A 23,829-nucleotide genomic window follows, 5' to 3' on the forward strand; every position below is an offset into this window, starting at 1 on the left:
CTTTGATTGCCTACTGATTGAGTTGCGTTTCAATCGTTTCCCCGCTGCCCTTTGTTCCCAATGCTCCCCACAATCCATAGGGGCTGGCGGAACCGGGTGCCAACGTGGCGCCATTGCCATTGTGAGAAACCATCGGGCCTCCACCGGCTTCGATCGAGTCCGTCACAAAAATCACCGCACCGTCACCCATCAGAACATGACAGCCGCCCTGATGGCGACTGCTGGGAGAAAAGATTCCCCAGCGGAAGATGTCAGAGTTGGATGTGTCATAACAAACCGGCGCGTTGGGGGGAAGAATTGTCGTCATTCCGGAAAACAGGGCCAAGCCGAACGCCCATTTGAAGCCTCGCCTCTCCTCGTCCGATCCATTGATTTGAGTGCCCGGAGCCCAAAATCGGGGCCGGTCTGGATCGGTTCCATTGAAACAGATGGTCGGATCGAGATGCATTCCATTGTCTCCTCCTTTTGCCGCCGTGGTGACGCTTCGATCACCCAAATCGGTACTGAACTCGCCAGCCATGATCGTGTTGGAGAGCCCGTCCAGGACATCGCGGAACTTGGGATTGAGATAGCCGTGCGCAAACATTCCACGCTGCGTTTTCTTCGCGTTCACAGCGTTGGGATGTGGCCTTCCGTACTGGTCGGTGATTCCTTGGTATTGAAAATAGAGCGAGTCGCCGAGACAGACGCCATAATTCGTTCGCCCCTGCGCTGGGAGACCCTCGCCCGGATCACTTGGACAACGGTACGTGGGGATACTCGTCAACCAGGGAGTGTATTCGCCCTGTGCAGCGTGATCGGCCAATAGCATCCAAGGCAACGGGCCCATTGCCGCGTAGGAGTCGCCCGAGGCGACCCGAAACGGGTTGCTGAGCTGATCCCAAAGCGCCTGCTGTTCGATGAATGGCGTGATGCCGACCAGCGCGCTGAGTTGGTTGAGATTCGTTCCGCCACCGTTGGGGGTCGGTGTGTAGTTGGCGCCCCAGCCCGAGCCGGGCACTCGCGACGTGCCACCCGCCTGCGCGGGCAACTGTTTGTAGGCGGAGTGGTAGTTGTGGAACGCCAAACCGATCTGCTTGAAATTGTTGCTGCAGCTCATTCGCCGAGCCGCCTCGCGGGCAGCTTGCACGGCCGGCAGTAGCAAGCCGACCAAAATTCCGATGATGGCGATGACCACCAACAACTCAACTAACGTGAAACCGCGATTACGCCTGAGATTCATGATACACCTCTGTAAATCAAAACGGGGAAAAACGAAAAATGTGCTAGGGGTTGTCCTAGCCGGGAGCGTCGGTCGGACCGGCGAAGCCGGCCGGTTCTTCTTGGCCGCCACGTGCTGCCGCTTCGGGGTTCTCTTGCAGATATCGATCCAGCTCGCCAGGCGCGGGGGACGGTGCGCCCTGGCTGCCGCAACCGGCGGCGAGGCAGAGAGAAAGAAGGAATAACGTGAGGGGGCTCGATCGCATCGCAAGTCTCCAGAGAAGAATTCGGAGTGGCCTACCGGATGTGGGGTGTTATGCCATGTTATAACATGAGATTTCTTAGGGCAAGGGAAAAGTGAGATCTTTTTTCATTTTCTCGGAGCTCAGCATCACGCGAGCGGCGAGAACAGGCCCGCGGGAACAGGCCTGTCGTTGGTCAGGACGCCGATGCGAACTTCCGCACGGAGGCCCCCACCGCAGACGGTCGCAGTGGGCAGCAGGAGTCAAGCCGCAGACCGCGCGTCTTGATCTGATTGATGCGAGTCAGTAACTCGAGGCCCCCCGCTTTCCGCCATCGGCGCCCCGCGGACGGCCTCAGGCGTTTCGCAAAAGAAAAATAGTTCGGACAACAAGAAACGTGTCGACGGGGGAGTCATGTGTCTATTGGGGCTCGATGGGGCCCACGAGATCACGGCGGCTGATCAGGCGGCACGCTGCCAATCGCGAACTCTTTATTCGGCGTTAACCGACCAGCTTCTTGGTGATTTCGGCAACATGTTTCCCTTGGAATCGTGCGATTGCCAATTCGTTGTCGCTCGGTTGTCGCGCCCCATCATCGCTCGCCAGCGTCGTCGCTCCGTAGGGAGTTCCGCCGCTGATCTCGCCCATCTCGCTTAGCTCTTTGCAGGAATATGGAACGCCGACGACGATCATGCCATGGTGGAACAGCGTTGTGTGAAAGCTGGTGAGCGTCGTTTCCTGACCACCGTGCTGAGTCGCAGTCGACGCAAAGACGCTCCCGACTTTTCCGACCAAATCTCCGTTCTTCCAAAGACCACCGGTTGCATCGAGCAACGTTCGCATCTGAGCGGCCATGTTTCCGAAGCGTGTCGGTGTGCCGAAGATAATGGCATCCGCATCACCCAGTTGTTTGGCATCGATAACCGGGACGTGCTCAAACGCCTTCCTTGCGTCCTTGGCGTGCATCTTCTCGAGCACGTCATCGGGTAACGTCTCGGCGACCTGAAACAATTTCACGTCCGCGCCGTCCACGCTCGCCGCCCCCTCGACGATCGACTCAGCCATTTTGAACACGTGACCGTACAGACTGTAAAACACAACATAAATCTTCATCACTCAAACCTCCGTTTAGTTAGCTCGTACATCCTCACGTGAGGATGCATCTTTCTCATTTCCGTGACAGCAACCGCCGGCCGCTGGCATCGTTGTCGGTGTGGCACTCGGCCTGCGGGACAGCGATACTTTAACGTCGCGACGCTCGCTGCGGGCGCGGACACCATTGGGCATACACCTACTGGCGAAGGCAGCTGCAATCCCGGGATATCGCGGCGTTTCGTACGCAACGTGGCGTTATTTCACTAGGCAAGATCGAACAGCATCAACTCGGCCGTACCATCCGTGCTTAGCTCAATCGAATCTTCGTCGCTGATTGCCGCGCCGTCGCTTGTCCCTAGCGATGCACCGTTCAACTCCACAGAACCTCGTAACACCTGGACCCAACCATGACGTTGGTTTGCCAAGGGCATTTTGACCGCTTGAGTACCGTCCAAATCAAGCAGGTAGATCTTTGCGTCGGTATGGATGGTCAGCGAATCGGACTGCCCATCGGGAGAAGCGACGAGCTGCAATTCGTTTAATCGCTGGGACTTTTCAAACGTTTTTTGCTCATAGCTGGGTTCGAGATCGCGTTCGGATGGGATCAGCCAGATCTGGTAGAAATGCATCGGCTCGCTGGACGATGGATTGAATTCACTGTGCGAGATCCCAGTCCCCGCGCTGATCCGTTGAAATTCGCCTGGCTTGAGGACTTCCCCATTGCCCATCGAATCCTTGTGTTCAATTGCACCTTCCAGGACATACGAAACGATTTCCATGTTGTCGTGCTGATGAGTACCGAAGCCTTTTCCCGCTGCGACGCGGTCTTCGTTCATCACGCGCAGGCTGCGAAAGCCCATCTGCTCGCGATCTCGGTACGAAGTGAAGGAAAACGTGTGGTACGTCTTGAGCCAGCCGTGATCGGCATGACCGCGTTCGTCTGCGCTGCGAATCTTGATCATTTCGGATAACCTCGAAATATTGCGACCGGCGGATAGGCATGGTTGTTCTATGCCTCCTGAACATTTCGCATCGGGAGCCGTGTTATCTTCTGTTATAACGCCAAGGTGGAGGAGGGAACATTGAAAATCCAGTTTTTTTCGTTTCAATGGCGTTCCGTCCCTCGGACGGGGCTTGGACTGGGACAGCAGCACGCTTGACAGCCGAGGGGAATGGCTGCAACTCACTCGGGCCGAATGATTTGCAAACGGCAGCTCGAATTCCATCCGCGATTGATGGTGCCTCGCCTGGAGGCGTTCTCGCCGATCGTTTCCCCGTCGGGAAATCGGCTGAGGCCTCGACACCAACGCGCTGAGTCGTCCTGCGCGTTACACGAAGGGGATCTAGATCCGCTCTCGACCTTGCTGGTTCAGAAAGTCCATGACGGTTTTTCGGCCGCGCTGGATTTGATCACTCATCAACTGCCGTGCGCGTTTCGGGTCGCGGTCTCGCAATGCCTTCAGCAGTTCCGCTTTCGATTTGCACGTCTCCCGAGCGACCTCCGCCGTCAACAATCGCGGATCATAACGTTGGGCCGCGAAGACCATTGCGATGGCCCGGTTGTCTTTGATGACTTTTGCAAGCAACGGATTTCGCGACGCCTCGATCAACAGTTCATGAAATTGCTGCTCGTCATCCATCCAGCGCTCCAGTTGACGTTTCGTACTGTACCCCTTGGGCGAATCACATATCTGCTTGGCGGTTTCTCCGGCTCGATCAAGGATGAACTGGAGCTCTTCCAGTTGATCCTCAGTGATGTACTGGGCGGCTTCGGACGCAGCGCAACTCTCAAGTGCATCGCGCAAGACGTAGATGTTGTTGAGATCCTGACGACTTGTTTTGCGAACATATGCACCGGCACCCGGAACATGGTCCACCAAGCCCTCGCTGGAAAGCCGATTGATCGCCTCGCGAACCGGAATCACACTGACCCCGATTTCTTCTGCGAGCGTTCGATTGACCAACTGTTTTCCGGGCGGATACTCCCCGCTTGCGAGCTTCTCTCGAATGTATTCGTACGACAATTCAGAAAGATTTTGACTCACGGGTGCGCTCGGTAACATTCTTAGACGAAAATGAAATCAGTGACGAAAGCGGGATCTTTCGTAGACTCGACGCCGTCGACCGCAGAGACATCGCTCAACATTGCCTGATGACGGGTCTCAGCGGTTACGGTCGGCGTCGATGTTATAACATTACATCTTCCTGCGTCCAACGGATAGACGGCTGGACACTCTCTTTCCCCACCGAGCGGGAGCCGAAAGTTGCCAGATGGGTTGACATGCGATCCTTGGCAAAGTGGAGTTGACTTGATGCTCAATCCAGAAAGTGCGGCATTGCCCTACGATTTGGGTACCGTCAAAACGCTACACGGGGCTTCACGAACGACATGTCGCGCCACACCGCCAAGTCCATCGAATTTGCCGATCAGCACAAGGTCTGCGGGAAGATCGTTCGCGCGTTGAACAGCTTGCAGCGCCGGGATTCCTTGGCACGTTTCCAATGTGACATCGAGACCCGCCAGCGGGCCATGGGCCAGCTTCGCGAAGCGATCCTCGACAGTTGGCATTGCGGCTCCGCGGCTGTGCGAGATACTCTCGATCCAACCGCGAACGTGATCGTCGTTGCTTGTCGGTGGTTGATAGACATGGACGAAGCGAAACCTGCTGTCGAAGTGTTTGGAGAGTAATCCCATCGCCGGGAGAACGGCTGTGGGAGGGTCGTAGAAATCGTGCGGAACCAAGACGGACTGAGGATCAAACGTTGTCGCATTTCCGCGCGGTCTAAACAACAGAACCGGCTTGGACGAGTGCCGAATCACACGGTCGGCGAAGCTTCCCAACAACGCGAGAGGAATCCCGGTTCGACCAGTAGGTGAAATAACGACCAGGTCAATTTCGAGTTCGTCTTCGAGTGCCCGCTGGCGCGATCGCGTCCATCGTTTGCGTATCAGATGCGGTGTAACATCAACGCTTGCGAAGCTTGGATGCGTACACGCTTCGCTGGAGAGTGCTTGCGCGAGATTCTCAAAGTGCTGGTCTCGATCCCGCTGAGGCAACAAGCTGGGCACTACGCCGGTGAAGTGCGTTAAATGGATCATTGCATCGAGCTTTGACGCAACGTTCACTGCACTGGCGTAAGCGCTTCGGGCAATCTCTGAGAAATCAGTCATGAGCAAGATGTGTCGGATATTCATGGTTTCCTCTATTGGTGAGTTGATTCGTATCGTCGTTCGATGATCTCTGCCAGGTCGGTGGCAAAGCATTCTTTCGCTACTTCACGCTTGTGTTTTGACTCCAGCTGCCTGACATCGTTGGCAAGGTCATGGTCACAGAACAGGCTCGCGATCCAACGTGAAATGTCGTGATGCCGATTGTGGCCCGCTAAAACACTTGGCGTGGTACGACTTGCCGCCGCCGAAAGCTCTCGTAGTGTTGCCGCGGTTTCGCCAACAGGTCGACCATTTTCGGTGAAGACGAATTGGCGTCCCTCGGGGACCGGGATATCGAAATACTTGGTGCGGTGACGGACATGCGTGGTCAAACGAGGTGCGACGACGAAGCGGCGGAGCCTTCCGGCGACTTCTTCTGTAGGTGGCAACAGTGCTGCTTCGGTGATCCCGAGATTTGCAAGTTGATCGTACCAGTCGTGAGAGTCGACGTTTGAGAACGTGGTGTCGTCGAGCATGTTTCTCAGCGCATCCACTTCCTTCTGCTCGGCCAGCCGCGTGACGGCCACCACATCGACCAGCTTCAAGACGTTGGCCGGCAACAGCGAGGGTAGGTAGGTTACCAGCGTATAGCCATCGAGTTGCGAATCCAGCAATCCGACGCCGTCGGTACCGTCCAAGAAATAATGGCACTCGTCGAGCAAGATGCGATGTGGAAATCCGCGCTCACGGCGGTGCTGGGCCACCAAGGGCAAGTGCTGTTGGATGTATTCGCGTTTTTGGTGATGTTCCAGGTGCGACAGATTCAAAACCACACTCAACCCCTGCTGCAATAACATTTTCAAGTCGTCGCCGTGTGGCAAGAGTCGCCCCGCGCCAAGCACGACCGTATTCGGCAGCGTAGCGAGGCTGCTGTAGTCGCCCTCTGGATCAAACGCATAAACCGTATAGCCTTGCAGGATCTGTTGTTCGACCAGCAAACCCGCCAGCCATGATTTACCGCTCTTTGTATCACCGGCCACCAGGACATTGCGTCCACGAATTGCGATTTCAAACGGAGCCTTGCCCTCGATTTCCTCCAGGATCAGCTTGCGATGCGTCATCGTTTCTGGCGGCAACCGTATATCTGCTGAGATGCGTTTGATGTACTCGCCAACGGCTGCGGGCCCGTGGCCCTCGATGACATGCCCCGCCACCTGCTTCAACCGTTCCGACCCCCAGGCGACAGCCACGCCGTGTTCACAACAAGCGATTAACTCGTGATCGTTTTCGGCATCGCCGATCCCGACCGCATTGTGAACCGAGACTCCAAGCGCCCCCAGCAACTCACGCAAGCCGACCGACTTGCTGATCGACGCAGGCAGCAACATCATCCGCCCGCGATTAAAAGTGATCGCCAGCGGTAGCTCCAACTCGCGGATCAGCTCAATCGCAACGTCGGCATACTCGGCATCCATTTCCACCACGCAGCGTCCCACTTTGAAATCAATACCGCGATGCGTCAGCTTCGAGATCAAGGACAAAGGTGGCGCGCTGCCGAGCACGCTGATGTGCCCATTTGGGAACGCAACGACGGCCCCGTTTTCAGCAACGACACCGTCGACAAAGTCCAAACAACCCGCGACATGACGTAGCTCTGAAAGGATCCGCCCCGTCACGATCACAACCATCACGCCGCGCTTTCGAGCGACCGCGATTGCTTCGCGGACGGCTGGATCAAGCACTCCGTCCTGGGCGATCGTACCGTCATAATCGGTGGCAATGACTCGTAGTTGCATGCTGGTTTCCCTGGGTAGTCGACTTTCAATTCAACTTTCAAACTGTCGAACATCGGATGATTCTGTTTCAGTAACGTGTTCTTTTCCAATCACCTTGGTGATGGGGCGAAGGCTCGCCAGAACCATAATGGAGATCAATCCGGCGGCGGCGGCCAATGCGTACTCGCCCATCCCAGCCACCGTGCCCAACGCAGCCGCCAACCAAATCGAGCTGGCTGTCGTGAGTCCCTTGATCTTCACTTCGTTGCTGAGTTTTAGGATCGTCCCCGCACCTAGGAAGCCGATTCCCGCTGCAATCCCTTGTATCACGCGTGTGACATCGTTTGAGTCATCCGGCGTGGTCGTGATTGCCGCGATCGTAAAGATGGCTGCACCTAGTGAGACCATCATGTGCGTTCGAATGCCGGCCCACTGACCGCGCAATTGACGCTCTAGCCCCAGCAAGCCTCCAAGTATCACAGCGACGATCAGCCGCAGACAATCCGCGCCGAACTTTTGGAAGGCTTCGTGGTTGAGCAACCACTCCATCATCCGACCGCCTCCGCTTTGACTGCCTGTTTCGATTCTGGCGTGCGAACAATGGTAGTTCGCACGCTCGATGCATCAGCAGTCGAGGTGACGGGGATTTCAGGAACGGCCACTGTGAAGGTCAGACCATGGTTCGTTTGAATGGTCACCGTGACGGAATTCAGATCGCTGGACACGATTACTACTTTTGAAAAAGAGACAAAGAAAGGGTTTGTCGGAGGCGTTCCAGAACTCACTGGCTCCAACGATAAAAAAAGGCGAGGCTGACCGCTGGGATCGAATTAAAACTATCCCTGAAGGTGCGATTCGAGGAAGTAAAGACTCTTGTTGACTTCACGAGTGATCTCGGTAAACAAATCCGCGGTGACCGCATCGTTTTCGTCTTCGGCTCGTTTGATGGCGGCACGTGACGACGCGCCGTACGCAGCGAATCGATCCGCCATCGCAACGACAAATTCCTTGCCATCGGTCATCTCGATCGGCAGTTCATCAATCTGCGAGTTCGTTGCCGCCAGTCTTGCGGTACCGCGTGCCAAGCCGCCCAACGCAGTCGCCCGCTCGGCGATGTCATCTGCGTAACGATCAAAGTTGGCGGCTAGATCGTCGAACAGCACGTGCAATGACATGAACTTCATTCCTTTCACGTTCCAGTGAGCCTGCTTGATCTGCGAGTACAGGTCGAACGTGTCGGCAAGCTGCTGATTTAACAGGTCGATCATCGGTTCACGCGAACACAGGGGGATGTCGATCCGAGTCTCGAGTTCCGTTGCGGTTGCCATGCTCATGATTTGTTTCCTCATTTCGATCCGGGATATCGGTTGCGGGTCGCCCGTTGCTGACGCCGCTGAACGTCATCCCATCAATGCAGGTTCCGTTCCAATCAGTGGTTGGGGGCGAGAATGACGCAAGCTGCCCAGCAACAGAAGGATTCGGTGTGCATCGACCGATCGACAGCGTCAACCTGCGGCTTGAAGCGTCAACTCCAGGAGACACTTTTCGCGGTAGATTGGTACTTCCGTGTCGCTTTCGTAGGGCCGAGGTGGTAGGCGGCTGGAGCAACACGAGAATCCGACCCGGCCAACAGGCTAACGTGCGAGTTAATGTCGAACTTGCTTGGTCCAGCGTTTGCATGCGGTTGTGCAGTAAGCGTCGGCGAAGTGTCGACCTTGTTTCTTTCAAACTGATGTCAATGAAATGAACATGCAAACCGAACAACGCAAACAAACTACACGCCAATACAACTTCGCGACAATCAAACCACTCAAACTGATGCATGCGGTCGTCTTCGACAACTACGGCGGCGCCAGCGTTCTGCGCACGGGGGTGGTTGAGGTTCCGCGACGACTGCCAGGCCAGCTTCTGATTCATGTGGAGGCGTCGAGCGTGAATCCGATCGACTACCGGCTTCGCAGGGGCGAGTTGAAAGGGTTGCTATTGTTCGGGTTTCCTAGAGTTCCCGGATACGACGTTGCCGGTCAGATCGTGGATTGTGATCCGGATGCTCCCTTCAAGCCCGGTGATCGAGTGATGGCGTATCTCAACCACCTTCGTGGGGGAGCTTGTGCCGAGTTTGTTGTTTGCCCGATTGATGTGGCAGCAAAAATCCCTGACACGATGCCGATGCAGGAAGCGGCCGCGATCCCACTGGCAGGGACGACCGCGCTCCAGTCACTTCGTGATCATGGGCAGATCGCTCCCGGAAAACGGGTGCTCATCAACGGAGCGAGTGGTGGCGTGGGAGCTTTCGCCATTCAAATTGCGAAACGCTACGAAGCACACGTCACCGCGATTGCCAGTGGTTCCAATGAGGATTTCTGCATCGACCTCGGCGCGGATCGTTTCTACGACTACTCCGAAGTTGATTACACCAACTTAGGTGAACAGTGGGATCTGATTTTCGACGTCGCAGGGAAATCTGGTTATCTGGACGCACGTCGTGTGCTTTCCGAAGGCGGGCGCTATGTTTCAACCGAACCCAATGCGATCGAGATGTTCATGACAGTCGTGACGTGGCCATTGTCGAAGTCCGGGACCGTGATGCTGGCCAAACCTTCGGCCGCTGATCTCCGTGAGCTAATCGAACTCTACGAACTCGGTAAACTGAAGGTAACGATCGACAGTGTGTTTTCAATGAACCAGGCCGCCGATGCGCATCGCCGCGTCGAAGCAGGCGTCGACCACGGAAAAGTCGTGCTGGTGAACCGATTTTAGTGGGTGGACCCATCAAGACCATTGGCGCTGAGTGACGATGAGAAGCCATCGCACCAATGCCAAGCCAAGGATCGCCGAGCCGTTGCGGGACCAATGTTGCGTTTCGGAGAAAGAACGGTGCCAGGGCACGATAAAGAAACGCCTAACGAAAAGTGCAACGCATGATGATTGAAGCAGCAGTGTTTGACATGGACGGTTTGATGATTGACTCGCAGCCCTATTGGCAAGATGCCCAATTGGCGGTCTTTCCCCCGCTTGGCGTCACCATTACCCGCCAAGACACGATCGACACGACAGGAATGCGAGTCGATGAGCTTGTCCAAAGGTGCTACGAAAGGTCGCCTTGGGATTCGGTCAGCCGCGAAGTCGTCTGCGACCGAATCGTCGACCGTGTGATTGAACGAGTGCGAGCGCACAAGCCCGCGATGCCTGGATTGAACCAGGCGATTGACGTTTGCCAACAGGCAGGATTGAAACTCGCAGTCGCTTCGTCGTCACCGATGACGTTGATCCAGGCGACGATCGATGCGCTCGATCTGAATGACGTTTTCGAAGTGATCGTATCAGGTGCTCAATTACGGTACTCGAAGCCTCATCCCGAAGTTTACCTGAACGCCGGTGACGCACTGGGCGTCCAGCCCCAGCGGTGTCTTGCGTTGGAGGACTCGTTTATTGGGCTACTGGCCGCCAAAGCAGCTCAGATGAAAACGATCGTGATTCCCGAAACGGCCGCCGCAAATCAAAACCACTTCGTCATCGCCGATCGCCAACTCACCTCGTTGCAGGAATTGACCGTAGACCTGCTGAATTCTTTTTAAGACCGGTAGAATGAATCGGCGATCGTCGGCACGTCTACTCCTGAAATATGAAGTTGGCGATTAACGAAGTACGGAAGGCCCAAATGATCGACATTTTGGATGAAGTATCAAACTCGTGGAGTGTCGTTGTTCCGACTGTTTTGACCGCACTCGAATTGGGCGGGTTGGTCTCGGCATGGCACGCCATCAATAAGGTACGCACATCGCAGGGCGCCGTGGCATGGGCCGTCGGGCTCGTCGCGTTGCCGATTTTGGTTCTGCCGTTGTACTGGGTGTTTGGTCGAAACCGGTTTGCGGGCTACCGGGAAGCCATTCGTGTTGTCGAACAACAGCACAAAGATTCAGTCGAAGCCGCTCGGCGGGCGTTGTACAAGGGTAAGATTGCCGCGATTTCATCGACCGAGTCTGTGTTGGGCGGCCTTGCCGATATCCTCGGCGCTCCGGTGAGCCACGGCAACCGTTTCGAGTTGCTGATTGACGGTGGTCCGTTTTTTGAACGACTTTTGCAGCAGATCGCTTCGGCCCAGCGGTACGTTTATGCTCAATTCTACATCATCCGCGATGACGAACTTGGGAATCAGTTCGCCGACGCCTTGTGCGAGCGAGCTCGCGCCGGATGCGCCGTCCGATTGCTGTACGACGAGATCGGCTCCGTGACGCTTTCAGCTCGATACCTGCAAAAACTTCGAGACGGCGGTGTCGACGTTCATGCTTTCAATACTCGGCAAGGTTGGATCAACCGATTCCAATTGAACTTCCGCAATCATCGTAAGTCGTTAGTGGTCGATGGCCGGCGCACGATCGTCGGCGGCCTGAATGTTGGTGACGAATATCTGGGGCGTGTTGACTGGACAACGCGATGGCGTGACACCGGGCTTTTTGTCGACGGACCTGTTGCGCAGACAGTGCAAGCGGTGTTTGCGAAAGACTATTATTGGGCCACGCGTTCGGATTTGCCCGAAGCGGTTTGGGTTAATGACTCAAATCAGCGAGAGACGACCGACGTAGCGGACGAGGCGACCACCGCTTCCCCACCCGAACACACCAGCGGGTCGGCGAGCGGCTTTGCGACCGGTCCCACCGACCAACTCGACCGTGCAACGATGATGTTCGCGGCAGCAGCCGGTTGCAGCAAACACCGGCTTTGGATCAGCACGCCGTATTTTGTACCCGATGAAACCTGCATCAACGCTTTATCGATGGCACTGGCCCGAGGCATCGATGTGCGGATCATCGTGCCAACTCAAACTGACCAATGGCTCGCCCACCTCGCCGGTTTCTATTACGAGGAACTGTTCGAGTCGATCGGAATTCCCGTCTATCGATACAAGGATGGTTTTCTCCATCAGAAGTGTGTACTGGTGGACGATCAGCTTGTTCTGATCGGATCAACCAACCTGGACAACCGTTCGCTGTACCTCAATTTCGAGTTGATGCTGGCGGCGGATGAGCCAAAGCTGATTCGACAAGTCGCCGAGATGTTGCAGCAGGACTTCAAAGATTCGGTGCGGGCCGATCCCCGCCGAAGCCGTTTGCGACCTTGGTACGTACGAATTGGAACGGTGTTGGCGAGGTTATTCAGCCCCGTGCTGTAGGTGGCAGCAATTGCCTTAGAACCATTTCCAGGATGCCGCCGTTCACAAAGTACTCGACCTCGGCAGGTGCGTCGATTCTCACCATGGTATCGAAGGTCAATTGAGAGCCATCTGGCCGAACGACTGAAACGCTGACCGTTTGCTGCGGCTCTATCCCATTTCCGATGCCGGTGATGGTGTAGGTTTCATCGCCGCGTAAGCCCAGCGATTGTGCCGACTGGCCAGCCTTGAATTGCAAGGGTAGGACACCCATGCAGACAAGGTTGCTGCGGTGGATGCGTTCGTAGCTCTCTGCAATGATCGCCTTGATACCCAGCAGCGCCGCACCCTTGGCCGCCCAATCGCGCGAACTGCCCGAGCCGTATTCTTTTCCTGCAATGACCACCAGCGGTGTGCTTTCCTGCAAATATCGCATCGCGGCGTCGTAGATGGGCATCTTGTCCCCGCTAGGCGTGTGAATCGTCCAGGGACCCTCAATGCCGGGAACCATCGCATTGCGGAGGCGAATGTTGCCGAACGTCCCACGCATCATGACTTCGTGGTTGCCACGCCGCGAGCCGAAGCTATTGAATTCATTTATCGGAATACCGTGGCGGATCAGATATTCGCCCGCCGGTGAATCGGCAGCAATGGCACCGGCGGGAGAGATGTGATCGGTGGTGATGGTGTCTCCTAGCACCGCCAGCACGCGTGCCCGGTGGATATCTGTTGGTGGCTCTGGAGTGTCAGCAAAGTCGAGGAAAAAAGGTGGTTCGCGGACGTAGGTGGAGTCCTCGGTCCACTCGAACAACGTGCCGGTCGGCGCAGGCATACTCTTCCACTTGTCATCACCCTCGAAGATGCGACCGTATTCCAGATCAAATTGCTCAGAACTCACCGCCGTGGCCACCAAGGTTTCAATTTCTTTGGCGGTCGGCCAGATGTCCCTTAAATAAACGGCGTTGCCTTCTTGGTCGGTTCCCAGCGGGTCGACGCTGAGGTCACACAAGACCGTGCCGACCAGCGCATAGGCGACACAGAGTGGTGGCGAAGCCAGGTAACTGGCTTTTACATGCCCATGAATGCGGCCTTCGTAGTTTCGGTTGCCCGACAACACGGCAGCGACCGACAGTTTCTTCGTGGTCACCACCTCGGCGATTTCTTTGGGCAGAGGACCAGAGTTGCCGATGCAAGTCGTGCAACCATACCCCACCAGGTTGAAACCCAACTTTTCGAGATAGGGCGTCAGACCCGCTTTATCCAGGTATTGTGTGACGACGCGCGAGCCTGGTGCCAATGAAGTCTTCACCCAGGGCCGGCTTTGCAAGCCGGCTTCGACCGCTTTACGAGCCAGCAAACCGGCGGCGATCATGACCGACGGGTTCGACGTGTTCGTGCAACTGGTGATCGCAGCGATGACAACCGAGCCATCCCGGACCGATGCCGCGGCGCTGGGCTCCTCCAAATTCTCTTTGGATGCTTTGAGAAACCGGCCGGCCTCCGAACAGCCTTCGTCCTTGAACCGAGCGAGTTCTTGCCGACTTGCCTCGGCCGCCTTACCGTCAAGGATGGAGTGAAACGACTCGGTCACGCCCGCTAGTGAGACACGGTCCTGAGGCCGTTTTGGCCCGGCAACACTCGGTTCAACTTGGCTCAAGTCAAGGTCGAGGACTTCGCTAAAGTTCGGCTCGACGGCGTCATCGGTCCGGAACAATCCCTGCTCTCGCGTGTATCGCTCGACCAGATCGACATTGTCGCCACGACCGGTCAGACGCAGGTATTCCAGCGTGTTCGAATCGACCGGAAACAGCGTGGCCGTTGCGCCGAACTCCGGCGACATGTTGGACAACGTGGCACGGTCTGCGATGCTCAATGAACTCAGTCCCGGCCCAAAAAACTCGACAAACTTACCCACCACACCGTGCGCCCGGAGGATTTGAGCGAGCGTCAGCACGAGATCGGTCGCGGTTGTTCCGGGCGGCAGTGTGCCGCGCGTCCGGACCCCGAGCACGACAGGTTTCGGCAGAAACATCGGCTGCCCCAGCATCGCCGCTTCGGCCTCGATCCCGCCGACCCCCCAACCCAATACACCGAGGCCGTTGATCATCGGTGTGTGTGAATCGGTTCCCACCAAGGTATCGGGAAACGCCCAGCCGTCACGCTCGATCACGACGCGGCCCAGATGTTCGAGATTGACCTGATGACAGATCCCCATTCCGGGAGGCACCACGCGGAAGCCGTCAAAGGCCTGCTGTGCCCAGTTCAGCAAAGCGTAGCGTTCGCGATTGCGGCGGTACTCCCAACTCAGATTGGTGGCGTAGGCATCGGGGCTGCCGAATCGGTCGACTTGGACGGAGTGATCAATGACCAGGTCGACCGGAACAAAGGGATTGACGCTCTGTGGGTCACCGCCGGCTCTGGCGACCGCGCTTCTCATGGCCGCGAGGTCCACCACGGCGGGAACACCGGTAAAATCCTGCATCAGGACTCGAGCCGGCATGAACGCGATCGACGCAGCGGGGCCATCGGGCCAACGAGCGAGTGCTTCCACGTCAGCCGGCGACACATCCCTGCCCCCCGCACGCCGAGCGATATTCTCCAGCAGGATCTTGACGGTGTGGGGAAGTCGCGTCACATCTGCGCCGGTCTTGTCGGCCAGCATTGTCAGGCTCACGTAACGTGCAGTTGTCGTGGCGGTTGTCAAAGTTGCCGCAATACCGAATGGATCATTCGTCATCTGGATGCTCCCTCTTTCCGCCACTGGTGAAACAATCGAGTGCATAGCGTGGCACGTGCTACGTCGTCCATTGTGAGCGATGTGCAGCGCAATGGACAGTGTCTGGCAGGAAAAGAGGAGGCGGAGTCGTGAAGGAAGTGCCAGTTGCCCGTCAATACCGAGGGCCACGTGATCGTGACGCGCTACGGAGCGGTCGAGGCTGCGTTGATCAAGAAGCTGACGCAGTTCAAATCCCCTACATGATCCTCATGTCGGATGTCGCAGAAGCTTTGCGACTTCACGATCTGGACTTGAAAGTCGTCGTGGGTGGATTGGATGATCCAGAGACGTATCGCCTGTTGCGTACCGAATCGGCAGCACGTGTGAAGGTCATAGCGCAAGGGTGCGCTTACAACCACATGAACCAGTTCCGCAGCGACGGCACCACAAGCTGAATGAGGGAAAACGCCGAGTTGACGGGGATCCGGTATGCTGGCTTCGAGTCCAGCCACTGAGCAAGTCAGGAAATTCCCCGATCAGGACCGAGCTATGGAAAAGATAACCGGCTTCACCCGCCTGCATGCACTGCTCGTCGACGACGACGAACTGGCGCAGGTGTGCCGCGACTTACCCGAATCTGCGTGCCGCTCGCAGCCGCACAACTACGGCGTACACATCGTGTCGCTGAGTCTCACGAAAGTCGGCGAAGGCCTGGCCGACCCCAAGCTCGTGCTCTCCTGGTTGCTTGACGCGGTCGGCACACCGACCTGGGCGCTCGGTCTGTTGGTGCCGGTGCGCGAATCACTGGCGATGCTGCCGCAACTGGCGATCTCGGCGCGTCTTCGGCGGCTCTCCATCCGCAAGCCGGTCTACGTGGTCGGCTGTGTCGTCCAGGGCGCAGCGATCATCAGCTTCGGCCTGATGGGCTGGTTCGCACAAATGTTCTCCGGCACCGTGGTTGGCATCGTGGCGGTCGCACTGATCGCGATCTTCGCTCTCGGCCGCAGCCTGTGCTCGATCAGCCACAAGGACTTGCTCGGAAAAACCGTGGACAAGGGCCGGCGTGGCTCGGTCAGCGGCACGACGGGGACCATCGCTGCCTTGGCGACGCTGCTGTTGGCGCTCGGCTATTCAATAGGCTGGATCCCACTCACGGTGCCGGTCGTCGCCGGCATGGTCGTGCTCGGCGGCGGCTGTTGGCTACTGGCTGCGTTTGTCTTCGGATTAGTTCGGGAAGAACCCGGCGCGACCGAAGGCAGCATTGACGGTCTGGCCGCAGTCATCGAGCAGCTCGGCCTGCTGCGTCGCGACGCACAGCTGCGCCGTCTCATCGTGACGCGTACATTATTGCTGTCAACGGCATTGGCGCCGCCGTTTTATATCGCACTCAGCGGCGATCGTGCAGCCAGTGGTCTCGGCACGCTGGGGCCTTTCATGATCGCGTCAGCGGCGGCGAGTCTGTGCAGCGCCTACGTCTGGGGCCGCTTCTCCGACCGGTCAAGTCGTCTCGTGTTGATGCTCGCGGCGACGCTCGCCGCGCTGGCCAACGCGGTTGCTGCCGTCGTCGCCCTGGCGATGCCAACCGTACTGCAAGAGGCGTCATTTTTGCCGGCGCTGCTGTTCGTACTCATGATCGCCCATCAAGGCGTACGGCTCGGGCGTTCCGTGCACGTGGTCGACATGGCGGACCGCGACAACCGCGCAACATACACCGCACTCAGCAATTCGATGGTCGGTCTGATTCTGCTCGCCGGAGGCGTTTTCGGAGTCATCGCGCAGTGGCTCGGCATCGGCGCCGTGCTGGCGATCTTTACTTCGATGGCAGCCCTGGCGATCTTCGCGGCGGCCGGGTTGGACGACGTCCAGGCCACTTAGCGATCTGTTCGATGAGCTTTGCGTTGCCCTTTGCGACCTAGGGAATCATGTCAGCGAGGAGCTCACCGTAGCGAGAAGCGAAGTCATCAAGAATGACCAGGCGCTCAAACCACTAGCCGGGTGGATAGCTCATCCGTTGATCCTAGGCCGCCGATAGGCGAATCGTTCTCAATCGCAGCGCATTGCCGATGACCGACACGCTGCTGAAGCTCATCGCGGCGGCTGCGATCATCGGGTTGAGCAGCAGGCCAAAAATAGGATAAAGAACTCCCGCGGCTATCGGCACGCCAAGCGCGTTGTAGATGAAGGCAAAGAACAGGTTTTGTCGTATGTTTCGCATCGTGTGTCGGCTCAGAGTCACCGCCTTGACGATTCCTCGCAGGTCGCCCTTGACCAAAGTCACGCCCGACGACTCAATGGCAATGTCCGTGCCGGTTCCCATGGCGACGCCCACATCGGCAGCGGCAAGCGCCGGTGCGTCATTGATGCCGTCCCCGGCCATCGCTACCTTGCGACCGCCGGCCTTCAGCGCCTTGATTCGCTCGTGCTTGTCCTCCGGGCTGACCCCCGCCTCAAACTCGTCGATGCCGAGCTGCTCAGCGACCGTTCTGGCTGTATGCTCGTTGTCGCCGGTGAGCATGATGATCCGCAGGCCAAGACCGTGCAGGGCTTTGACCGCTTCGGGTGTCGAATCCTTGAGGGGATCGGAGACGGCGATCAGTCCGACAAACACGCCATCGACCGCCACGAACATGACCGTTCGACCCTGCTGTTGCAGTCCGACGGCCCGCTCATTGAGTGCCGACACATTGTTCACGCCGTTGTCTTCCAGGAGCGGGCGATTGCCGATCAAGACCTTTGTCCCGTCAATCGATCCGCGAACGCCGCCTCCGGTGATGGAATCGAAATCATGGGGAGCAGGGAGTGCCAGATTTCGGGCCTGCGCACCCTCGACGATGGCACGAGCCAGCGGATGTTCGCTTTGCTGCTCCAGGCTCCCCGCCATGCGGAGCAGTTCATCTTCGGTATCGGAGTCCACTGCGATGCACTCGGTCAGTTTTGGTCGTCCCTGGGTGAGCGTTCCGGTCTTGTCGACGACGATCGTATCGATCTTTTCCAGCGTTTCCAGGACTTCCGCGTCTTTGATCAGCACCCCTTCTTGTGCTCCACGGCCGACTCCGACCATGATCGAAATCGGCGTGGCCAGCCCCAAGGTGCAGGGACAGGCGATGATCAGCACCGCGACAGCGTTGACCAAAGCCCAAGCGAGTGCAGGTTCTTTCGGTCGCAACACGGCCCAGACGATGAAGGTGACAATCGCAATCACGATCACCGCGGGAACGAAATACCCCGAAACGGTGTCGGCGATCTTCTGAATCGGCGCACGACTCCGCTGTGCATCAGCGACCATGCCCACGATCTGCGAGAGCACCGTATCCTCGCCGACCTTTTCAGCCTCCATCAGGAACGATCCGGTTTGATTGACGGTACCGCCGATGATTTCATCGCCCACTTGCTTCTGCACCGGCAAGGACTCACCGGTGATCATCGACTCGTCGACGCTGCTGTTCCCGTCAGTCACCCTCCCATCCACTGGAATTTTTTCACCAGGGCGGACTCGTAGAACATCGCCGCTTCGAACTTCATCCAAAACGACTTCCACTTCATCCCCGTCTCGGACCACCCGTGCAGTCGGAGGAGCCAAGGACAGCAATTCCCGGATCGCGCTGCCCGTGCGTCGTCTGGCCCGCAACTCCAAGACTTGACCGAGCAGCACCAGTGTGACGATGACCGCCGCAGCCTCGAAGTAAACCTCGGCGTAGCCGTCGACTTGCAATTCATCCGGGAGCAAGCCTGGAAGCAGCACGGCGATCAGGCTGTAGAGATAAGCCGCTGCGACGCCGGTCGCGATCAACGTGAACATGTTTAGATTCCATGTCACGATGGACCGAAAACCCCTCACAAAGAATGGCCATCCCGCCCACAACACGACCGGCGTGCTGAGGATCAGTTGCAGCCAGACATCAACCGATCGCCCCACCCAGACGTCGATCGGTACGCTAACCATCGGCAGCATGGCCAACAGAAATACCGGTACGCTCAGGGCGACGCCCACCCAGAATCGCTGCGTCATGCTGCGAAGTTCCGAGTCGTCCTCTTCGTCGGCTTCGAGGTACTTTGCCTCCAAGTCCATGCCGCACTTGGGGCAGCTTCCCGGCGTCTCTTGCTCGATCTCCGGATGCATTGGGCAGGTGTAGATTGTTTTCCGACCGCCAATGGTTGGCTTTGCCAGTTCCAGGGCCATGCCGCACTTTGGGCAATTGTCCGGCACTTCGCTCGCGACGCCCTCGCACATCGGACAGATGTATTTACCGGCGACGGCCTTCTGAGTGTTTTGCGCCGCTTCACAATGCGTATGGTCGTGCTGGTGGTGCTGCGTCTTGACCGGCAAGCCTTCATCGAGAAACTTCACTCGACAATGCTCGCTGCAAAAGAAGAAAGTCTGCCCGTCGCGCTCGGCGCTACGCGCGGTCGCTTCATCGACGGTCATCTTGCAAATCGGGTCAATTGCCATAATACGCGTTTCCTCCGCCAGGTAACTAATAGTGCGACGCGACAACAGAAGCTGACAGAGGTCAATCACCTCCAATCCGAACACAAGAGCTCGCGACTTGTGTTCCGTCTAAGGCAGGTGTGCACATTTCGTTCCGCATAAACGTTCTGTAGTGGAAACTCAGCGCTAACACGACGTGTGATTCTAAAACCAGCCGAGCATGTGCACGCTAAGTCAACTGCACCTGAACGAGTTAGCCTCGAGATTTCGCCCGATCTCCGAACGCTTTTGATTCGTCAACCGGTGGGCAGATCAGCACCGGCATAGAGGCACCGCGTATCACCTTGTCGGCGACACTTCCGAGCAACAGCCGCTTGAGGCCCCCTTGGCCACGGGGCGTCAGGGCGATGGCGCCAACGCTAAGACTTGACGCAGTGTCGAGGATCGCTGTCGCCGTTTGTTCATGTGCAATCAAGCGAGTCCGTACATTCAACGATTGCGCCCGCAGCCGCCCCGCAAGCTGATCGAGATAGTCCTGCGCTTCGGCTTCGAGCTGGCGTCTTAAGTCGTGCAGTTGTTGATGCCACGATGTTCCTAACCCCATTTTCACCCGCCCGCTGATCGGATCATGGTCAGAGAGCGTCGTCGGGACGACACGCAGCAGCGTGAATTCGCTATTGTCAGCGTTCCCAAGGGTCAGCGCGGGTTCCAGTGCTTGCTCGGCGAGTGCCGACCCATCCAGCGGGATCAGCACGTGCCGGACGGACGGCGGCTGGGCAATGTCGGGAGCATTTTCTTGCGGACGTATGACTAAGATCGGTATCGACGTTTGTCGGACGAGTGAGTCGGCGACGCTGCCGAACCAAAATCGCGATAGCGGACCGCGCCCTTGTGTTGTCATGATCAACAAATCGGCACCGCTTGTGGAGGCGTGCCGGGCAATCATGTCGACGACCGGCCCTTTGAGCTGCACAGCCGTCGCGTGCAAGCCCGTGGTTTCCGCAATACTCGCGACGACCGCATCGAGATTGTTGCCCGCGTGTTCCATCAATTCCCGATCCAGATTTGCAAACAAATCACCTTGTTTATAAAGATCGATGTCTGCGATCGGTACATACACGCGAACGACATGAAGTGTCGCCCCGTCTCGCCGCGCGATGCCAACCGCTAGCGGCAACGCATGCTTGGCGAACGACGATCCATCCAACAGAACTTGGACTAGCCGAAACATGGTGATTCTCCTGACCTCACTTGTTCAGTTCAAAGCACAACCGCACTCCAACGCAATCTCGACTTTTGCCCTTGCTAGGATTGCACGGGTACCCGCTTCGTCTTGGACCCCATAGCCTAAGAAGATCGCCCGCAGGCCATCGGCAAGTTGTCCGTGCAATTCTCCTCCATCTGCCCGCAACTGATTGTCTCGGCAACAATATCGACGTCCAGCTTTTGACGGGCAGGCTATCTATTTGGACAAATGGTTTTCGATCCACTCTTTCAGCGCGACTGCTTGATTGTGCTCGTCGTCCTTCGCGCCATAGATCAACAATATCGTTCGCTTGCCGGCAGACTCAAGCATCTCTAACACTTGGACTCTGACTTCGTCCAGCTCTTTGAAGTATCGCGTGCGAAACTCATCCCACCGTTCGGGATCATGGTCGAACCATTTGCGAAGTTCGGTACTCGGCGACACCTCCTTCATCCAGACATCAACATCAAGATCCTCTTTCTTGACACCGCGCGGCCACAACCGATCCACCAAAACCCGGTAGTGGCCATTGTCGCGAGGAATGGTCTCGTAGGCCCGGATGAGTTTGACTTTCAATTTTTGTTTCGACATCGGTTTCGACCTTCGCGGAACGAAGAGTTCGGGCGTCGCCGTTCCCGCGGCCTCGGGTGCCCGAAGAGCCCGCAAACGGTGTACCGGAAAAAAAGTTGATCATGATGCCTGCATCCCGTTTGCCGGTCACATTGCGACCGCAAACTGGAACTGGAATCCAACGTTCTGGCAACCGTTAATTGCCGCCGATGCTCAAGCGTCACCTTTTGTTTCCTGAGCGTCAACCAGCGTTGTCTTAATCGGTTGGATTTGCCTGCATGAGGGCGACAGTCTTGCCGACTTTCGTTACCGCAGGCATCCAGCGGTTCCTGCCTCCGAAGACGGCACGCATTTTGCGTGCAATCATATGAATATTCCGAACCCAATCGTGATGAAAGGCAATTCTCATGTCGATCCCACACGCGGCCGCTGGCGTGGCCGCAAATCTCCAGTCGCCGGACGAGTTGTTGCCGGAAGCTGAGACATTCGTTTTGGTGAAGAACGAATCATTCGAGGCGATCCGGATGGCGGTTCGCAAGGACTGCGAAGTCTGCCACAACCACCATGTCCCCGGTCCGATCACGATCCAATGCCTGAAAGGCTGTGTTGCCCTGACTGCCTATGGTGAAACGCATTCGCTCAAGTCGAATCAATGGACTTTCTTGCCTGGCGGTGTTCCTCACACGATCAATGGTGTCGAAGATTCTTTGGTACTTTTAACGATAATCTTCCGAGAGGGAAAAGGAGCAAGGCATGACAACGTTGGATATTAAATCGACCCTCGCCGATTGGGTGACGGGAAATGTTTGGTCAGTCCATTCGTGTGAAGTTGGCGATTTGACGACCCTTCGTTTCTTCCAGATCACGCAACCGCTTCGCCAAGCCCAAGACCGATGGGGCGGCACTGCATCCTTCCAATCGATGAAGCAATTGATCGAGTAAGTGATCCGACTCCAATGCACAAGCGAGAGATTCCTGGAACGTGGGATCGCCCGCACAGTGGCAGTCGCCCGCGTGCGTGACTTCTTGGCTCAAAACCGGCCCCGAAGTCAGGTATGTCGCGTGCTTTGGATCAAGCTGCTGCATTTCGCCTTGAACCACCTTCAGCGAATGATCTTCAAGCACGACTAAGTGTTCCAGCAGTATCTGAGCCATCGCATCGGTCGCGTCGCCGGCGAGCCGGCTATAGGTGGCACGACGCTGGCCGTGGTACTTTTCAAGCAACTGCAGTATTTCGTATACGGTACGCGGATTGCTCATCGTTCATGTCTCCAGATTGTGTCCGATGCCGGACCTTGGGTTCAGGATGCATGTTGCAAATGACGGGCCGAAAACAGGAGTGTCCGATGAATGAACCGAAGTTGACGGTGCGTGTCCTGCGTCAGGACCACCCTGACAGGCCGAGTTACTGGCAGACGTTCCAGGTTCGTCGCGAGCCGAGTATGAATGTCACCAGCGTCTTGCAGCGTATCGCCGCCAACCCGACGACGATCGAAGGAATGAAAACGACCCCGGTTGCGTATGATGCGAACTGTCTTGAGGAGGTGTGCGGTTCTTGCACAATGGTGATCAATGGCCGTGTCCGACAAGCATGTTCAGCGCTGATCGACGACTTGCTGAAAGACAATCCGGCGCACGTTGAACTTCGTCCGATGAGCAAATTCCCCGTGATTCGAGATTTGTTCGTGGATCGACAGCGGTTGTTTCGAGCACTTGAGAAGTTGAAGTGTTGGATTCCCGTCGACGGATACTACGACATGGGACCGGGGCCGCTGCAATCGCAGCAGGAGCAAAGCATGGCGTATCCGCTGAGTCAGTGCATGAGCTGTGGTTGCTGCCTGGAAGCATGCCCGCAGTACACCCGGGTCGAGGTCAAGCAAGCGGATGGCGAATGCGACGAGGATTTCAAACGCCGTCGAGACGCTGAGTATGACCGTCAATTCATCGGTGCGGCTGCGATGAGTCAAAGCGTACTCATGAACTCGCATCCCACCGGTCGAATGTCGGCTTCTGATCGTATCGAAGCGATGATCGCACCGGGTGGCATCCAAAATTGTGGCAAGGCGGGGAACTGCCAAGCGGTCTGTCCGAAGGAGATTCCGCTGATGACATCCTGGGGCCGTGCGGGTCGCGCCGCAACGTTGCATGCGATCAGAAAGTTCTTCGATGGATAACAATGACTGTCACGTTGTCGATTGATCCAATCGACCAACTCGGCAGGTTCCTCTCCCTCGCTCGTCGCGAAACTGCCGA

22 protein-coding genes are annotated in these 23,829 nt (G+C 57.1%); 7 read left to right on the forward strand and 15 right to left on the reverse strand.

The features are described 5' to 3' along the window. Positions 1-10: 10 nt before the first annotated feature. The 10 genes from Mal15_RS08855 to dps all read right to left on the reverse strand — a co-directional run bounded on the left by Mal15_RS08855 (position 11) and on the right by dps (position 8,797). On the reverse strand, positions 11-1,222 hold the full coding sequence (locus tag Mal15_RS08855) for a DUF1559 domain-containing protein (RefSeq protein WP_147867430.1): 1,212 nt from the start codon (positions 1,220-1,222) through the stop codon (positions 11-13). A gap of 55 nt (positions 1,223-1,277) precedes the next feature. Continuing rightward, positions 1,278-1,466 (reverse strand): hypothetical protein, encoded by a 189-nt coding sequence (locus tag Mal15_RS08860; protein ID WP_147867431.1) that lies wholly within the window; start codon positions 1,464-1,466, stop codon positions 1,278-1,280. Between the two features lie 477 nt (positions 1,467-1,943). Further along, positions 1,944-2,555, reverse strand: coding sequence for an NAD(P)H:quinone oxidoreductase (wrbA, locus tag Mal15_RS08865; RefSeq protein ID WP_147867432.1), 612 nt, complete (start codon positions 2,553-2,555; stop codon positions 1,944-1,946). A 245-nt stretch (positions 2,556-2,800) separates the two neighbouring features. Continuing rightward, the gene (locus tag Mal15_RS08870) at positions 2,801-3,646 is read right to left on the reverse strand and encodes a pirin family protein (protein ID WP_233903355.1); all 846 of its coding nucleotides are present in this window, start codon (positions 3,644-3,646) and stop codon (positions 2,801-2,803) included. A gap of 234 nt (positions 3,647-3,880) precedes the next feature. Next, positions 3,881-4,582, reverse strand: a complete 702-nt coding sequence (locus tag Mal15_RS08875) for a GntR family transcriptional regulator (RefSeq protein ID WP_147867433.1) — start codon at positions 4,580-4,582, stop codon at positions 3,881-3,883. A 296-nt stretch (positions 4,583-4,878) separates the two neighbouring features. Continuing rightward, positions 4,879-5,802, reverse strand: a complete 924-nt coding sequence (locus Mal15_RS35090; RefSeq protein WP_147867434.1) for a universal stress protein — start codon at positions 5,800-5,802, stop codon at positions 4,879-4,881. After that, positions 5,742-7,484 carry an HAD family hydrolase gene (locus Mal15_RS08885; RefSeq protein ID WP_147867435.1) on the reverse strand — a complete coding sequence of 581 codons (1,743 nt, stop codon included), beginning with the start codon at positions 7,482-7,484 and terminating at the stop codon, positions 5,742-5,744. Before Mal15_RS08885 ends, Mal15_RS35090 begins: the two co-directional genes overlap by 61 nt. A 30-nt stretch (positions 7,485-7,514) precedes the next feature. Then, the gene (locus tag Mal15_RS08890; RefSeq protein ID WP_147867436.1) at positions 7,515-8,015 is read right to left on the reverse strand and encodes an MgtC/SapB family protein; all 501 of its coding nucleotides are present in this window, start codon (positions 8,013-8,015) and stop codon (positions 7,515-7,517) included. Continuing rightward, a complete protein-coding gene (locus Mal15_RS33970) occupies positions 8,012-8,188 on the reverse strand; it encodes a hypothetical protein (protein WP_167546691.1) in 177 nt (58 codons plus the stop codon). Before Mal15_RS33970 ends, Mal15_RS08890 begins: the two co-directional genes overlap by 4 nt. Positions 8,189-8,299: 111 nt before the next feature. Continuing rightward, a complete protein-coding gene (dps, locus tag Mal15_RS08895) occupies positions 8,300-8,797 on the reverse strand; it encodes a DNA starvation/stationary phase protection protein Dps (protein WP_233903357.1) in 498 nt (165 codons plus the stop codon). Between the two features lie 409 nt (positions 8,798-9,206). Here dps and Mal15_RS08900 point away from each other — a divergent pair, with 409 nt between their 5' ends. The 3 genes from Mal15_RS08900 to cls all read left to right on the forward strand — a co-directional run bounded on the left by Mal15_RS08900 (position 9,207) and on the right by cls (position 12,636). Then, positions 9,207-10,223 carry an NAD(P)-dependent alcohol dehydrogenase gene (locus tag Mal15_RS08900; RefSeq protein ID WP_233903358.1) on the forward strand — a complete coding sequence of 339 codons (1,017 nt, stop codon included), beginning with the start codon at positions 9,207-9,209 and terminating at the stop codon, positions 10,221-10,223. A gap of 161 nt (positions 10,224-10,384) precedes the next feature. Further along, positions 10,385-11,041, forward strand: coding sequence for a hexitol phosphatase HxpB (gene hxpB / locus Mal15_RS08905; RefSeq protein WP_199773827.1), 657 nt, complete (start codon positions 10,385-10,387; stop codon positions 11,039-11,041). A gap of 83 nt (positions 11,042-11,124) precedes the next feature. Further along, complete coding sequence (gene cls / locus Mal15_RS08910) at positions 11,125-12,636, forward strand: cardiolipin synthase (RefSeq protein ID WP_147867437.1); 1,512 nt, start codon at positions 11,125-11,127, stop codon at positions 12,634-12,636. Here the strand turns inward: cls and acnA are convergent. Beyond that, a complete protein-coding gene (gene acnA, locus Mal15_RS08915; protein ID WP_315854293.1) occupies positions 12,620-15,397 on the reverse strand; it encodes an aconitate hydratase AcnA in 2,778 nt (925 codons plus the stop codon). The two genes, cls and acnA, sit on opposite strands and share 17 nt — an antisense overlap. Positions 15,398-15,600: 203 nt before the next feature. Between acnA and Mal15_RS08920 the strand changes: the two genes are divergently transcribed. Both Mal15_RS08920 and Mal15_RS08925 read left to right on the forward strand, forming a co-directional pair. Continuing rightward, entirely contained in the window at positions 15,601-15,786 is a 186-nt protein-coding gene (locus Mal15_RS08920) for a hypothetical protein (protein WP_147867439.1), read from the forward strand. A gap of 94 nt (positions 15,787-15,880) precedes the next feature. Further along, positions 15,881-17,206: a hypothetical protein gene (locus Mal15_RS08925; RefSeq protein WP_199773828.1), complete on the forward strand. Its 1,326-nt coding sequence runs from the start codon at positions 15,881-15,883 to the stop codon at positions 17,204-17,206. 142 nt (positions 17,207-17,348) lie between these two features. On the opposite strand, the gene Mal15_RS08930 is transcribed toward Mal15_RS08925, so the two are convergent. The 3 genes from Mal15_RS08930 to Mal15_RS08940 all read right to left on the reverse strand — a co-directional run bounded on the left by Mal15_RS08930 (position 17,349) and on the right by Mal15_RS08940 (position 21,597). Then, the gene (locus Mal15_RS08930; protein ID WP_147867440.1) at positions 17,349-19,781 is read right to left on the reverse strand and encodes a heavy metal translocating P-type ATPase; all 2,433 of its coding nucleotides are present in this window, start codon (positions 19,779-19,781) and stop codon (positions 17,349-17,351) included. Between the two features lie 232 nt (positions 19,782-20,013). After that, complete coding sequence (locus Mal15_RS08935; RefSeq protein WP_147867441.1) at positions 20,014-20,991, reverse strand: universal stress protein; 978 nt, start codon at positions 20,989-20,991, stop codon at positions 20,014-20,016. 231 nt (positions 20,992-21,222) lie between these two features. After that, positions 21,223-21,597, reverse strand: a complete 375-nt coding sequence (locus Mal15_RS08940) for a DUF488 domain-containing protein (RefSeq protein WP_147867442.1) — start codon at positions 21,595-21,597, stop codon at positions 21,223-21,225. A 386-nt stretch (positions 21,598-21,983) separates the two neighbouring features. Here Mal15_RS08940 and Mal15_RS08945 point away from each other — a divergent pair, with 386 nt between their 5' ends. Continuing rightward, positions 21,984-22,349: a cupin domain-containing protein gene (locus tag Mal15_RS08945; protein WP_147867443.1), complete on the forward strand. Its 366-nt coding sequence runs from the start codon at positions 21,984-21,986 to the stop codon at positions 22,347-22,349. 37 nt (positions 22,350-22,386) lie between these two features. On the opposite strand, the gene Mal15_RS08950 is transcribed toward Mal15_RS08945, so the two are convergent. Beyond that, complete coding sequence (locus Mal15_RS08950) at positions 22,387-22,836, reverse strand: hypothetical protein (RefSeq protein WP_147867444.1); 450 nt, start codon at positions 22,834-22,836, stop codon at positions 22,387-22,389. Between the two features lie 86 nt (positions 22,837-22,922). On the opposite strand from Mal15_RS08950, the gene sdhB reads away from it, so the two are divergent. Then, positions 22,923-23,750 (forward strand): succinate dehydrogenase iron-sulfur subunit, encoded by an 828-nt coding sequence (gene sdhB / locus Mal15_RS08955; RefSeq protein ID WP_147867445.1) that lies wholly within the window; start codon positions 22,923-22,925, stop codon positions 23,748-23,750. The last annotated feature ends 79 nt before the right edge of the window (positions 23,751-23,829 follow it).

Source organism: Stieleria maiorica (assembly GCF_008035925.1).
GTDB lineage: Bacteria > Planctomycetota > Planctomycetia > Pirellulales > Pirellulaceae > Stieleria > Stieleria maiorica.

Coding starts and splice junctions, on each gene's coding strand:
- Mal15_RS08855 (WP_147867430.1), bottom strand. CDS start 1,222: ATGAATCTCAGGCGTAATCGCGGTTTCACGTTAGTTGAGTTGTTGGTG.
- Mal15_RS08860 (WP_147867431.1), bottom strand. CDS start 1,466: ATGCGATCGAGCCCCCTCACGTTATTCCTTCTTTCTCTCTGCCTCGCC.
- wrbA (WP_147867432.1), bottom strand. CDS start 2,555: ATGAAGATTTATGTTGTGTTTTACAGTCTGTACGGTCACGTGTTCAAA.
- Mal15_RS35090 (WP_147867434.1), bottom strand. CDS start 5,802: ATGCTTTGCCACCGACCTGGCAGAGATCATCGAACGACGATACGAATC.
- Mal15_RS08885 (WP_147867435.1), bottom strand. CDS start 7,484: ATGCAACTACGAGTCATTGCCACCGATTATGACGGTACGATCGCCCAG.
- Mal15_RS08890 (WP_147867436.1), bottom strand. CDS start 8,015: ATGATGGAGTGGTTGCTCAACCACGAAGCCTTCCAAAAGTTCGGCGCG.
- dps (WP_233903357.1), bottom strand. CDS start 8,797: ATGAGCATGGCAACCGCAACGGAACTCGAGACTCGGATCGACATCCCC.
- Mal15_RS08900 (WP_233903358.1), top strand. CDS start 9,207: ATGAACATGCAAACCGAACAACGCAAACAAACTACACGCCAATACAAC.
- hxpB (WP_199773827.1), top strand. CDS start 10,385: ATGATGATTGAAGCAGCAGTGTTTGACATGGACGGTTTGATGATTGAC.
- cls (WP_147867437.1), top strand. CDS start 11,125: ATGATCGACATTTTGGATGAAGTATCAAACTCGTGGAGTGTCGTTGTT.
- acnA (WP_315854293.1), bottom strand. CDS start 15,397: ATGCACTCGATTGTTTCACCAGTGGCGGAAAGAGGGAGCATCCAGATG.
- Mal15_RS08920 (WP_147867439.1), top strand. CDS start 15,601: ATGTCGGATGTCGCAGAAGCTTTGCGACTTCACGATCTGGACTTGAAA.
- Mal15_RS08925 (WP_199773828.1), top strand. CDS start 15,881: ATGGAAAAGATAACCGGCTTCACCCGCCTGCATGCACTGCTCGTCGAC.
- Mal15_RS08930 (WP_147867440.1), bottom strand. CDS start 19,781: ATGGCAATTGACCCGATTTGCAAGATGACCGTCGATGAAGCGACCGCG.
- Mal15_RS08935 (WP_147867441.1), bottom strand. CDS start 20,991: ATGTTTCGGCTAGTCCAAGTTCTGTTGGATGGATCGTCGTTCGCCAAG.
- Mal15_RS08940 (WP_147867442.1), bottom strand. CDS start 21,597: ATGTCGAAACAAAAATTGAAAGTCAAACTCATCCGGGCCTACGAGACC.
- Mal15_RS08945 (WP_147867443.1), top strand. CDS start 21,984: ATGTCGATCCCACACGCGGCCGCTGGCGTGGCCGCAAATCTCCAGTCG.
- Mal15_RS08950 (WP_147867444.1), bottom strand. CDS start 22,836: ATGAGCAATCCGCGTACCGTATACGAAATACTGCAGTTGCTTGAAAAG.
- sdhB (WP_147867445.1), top strand. CDS start 22,923: ATGAATGAACCGAAGTTGACGGTGCGTGTCCTGCGTCAGGACCACCCT.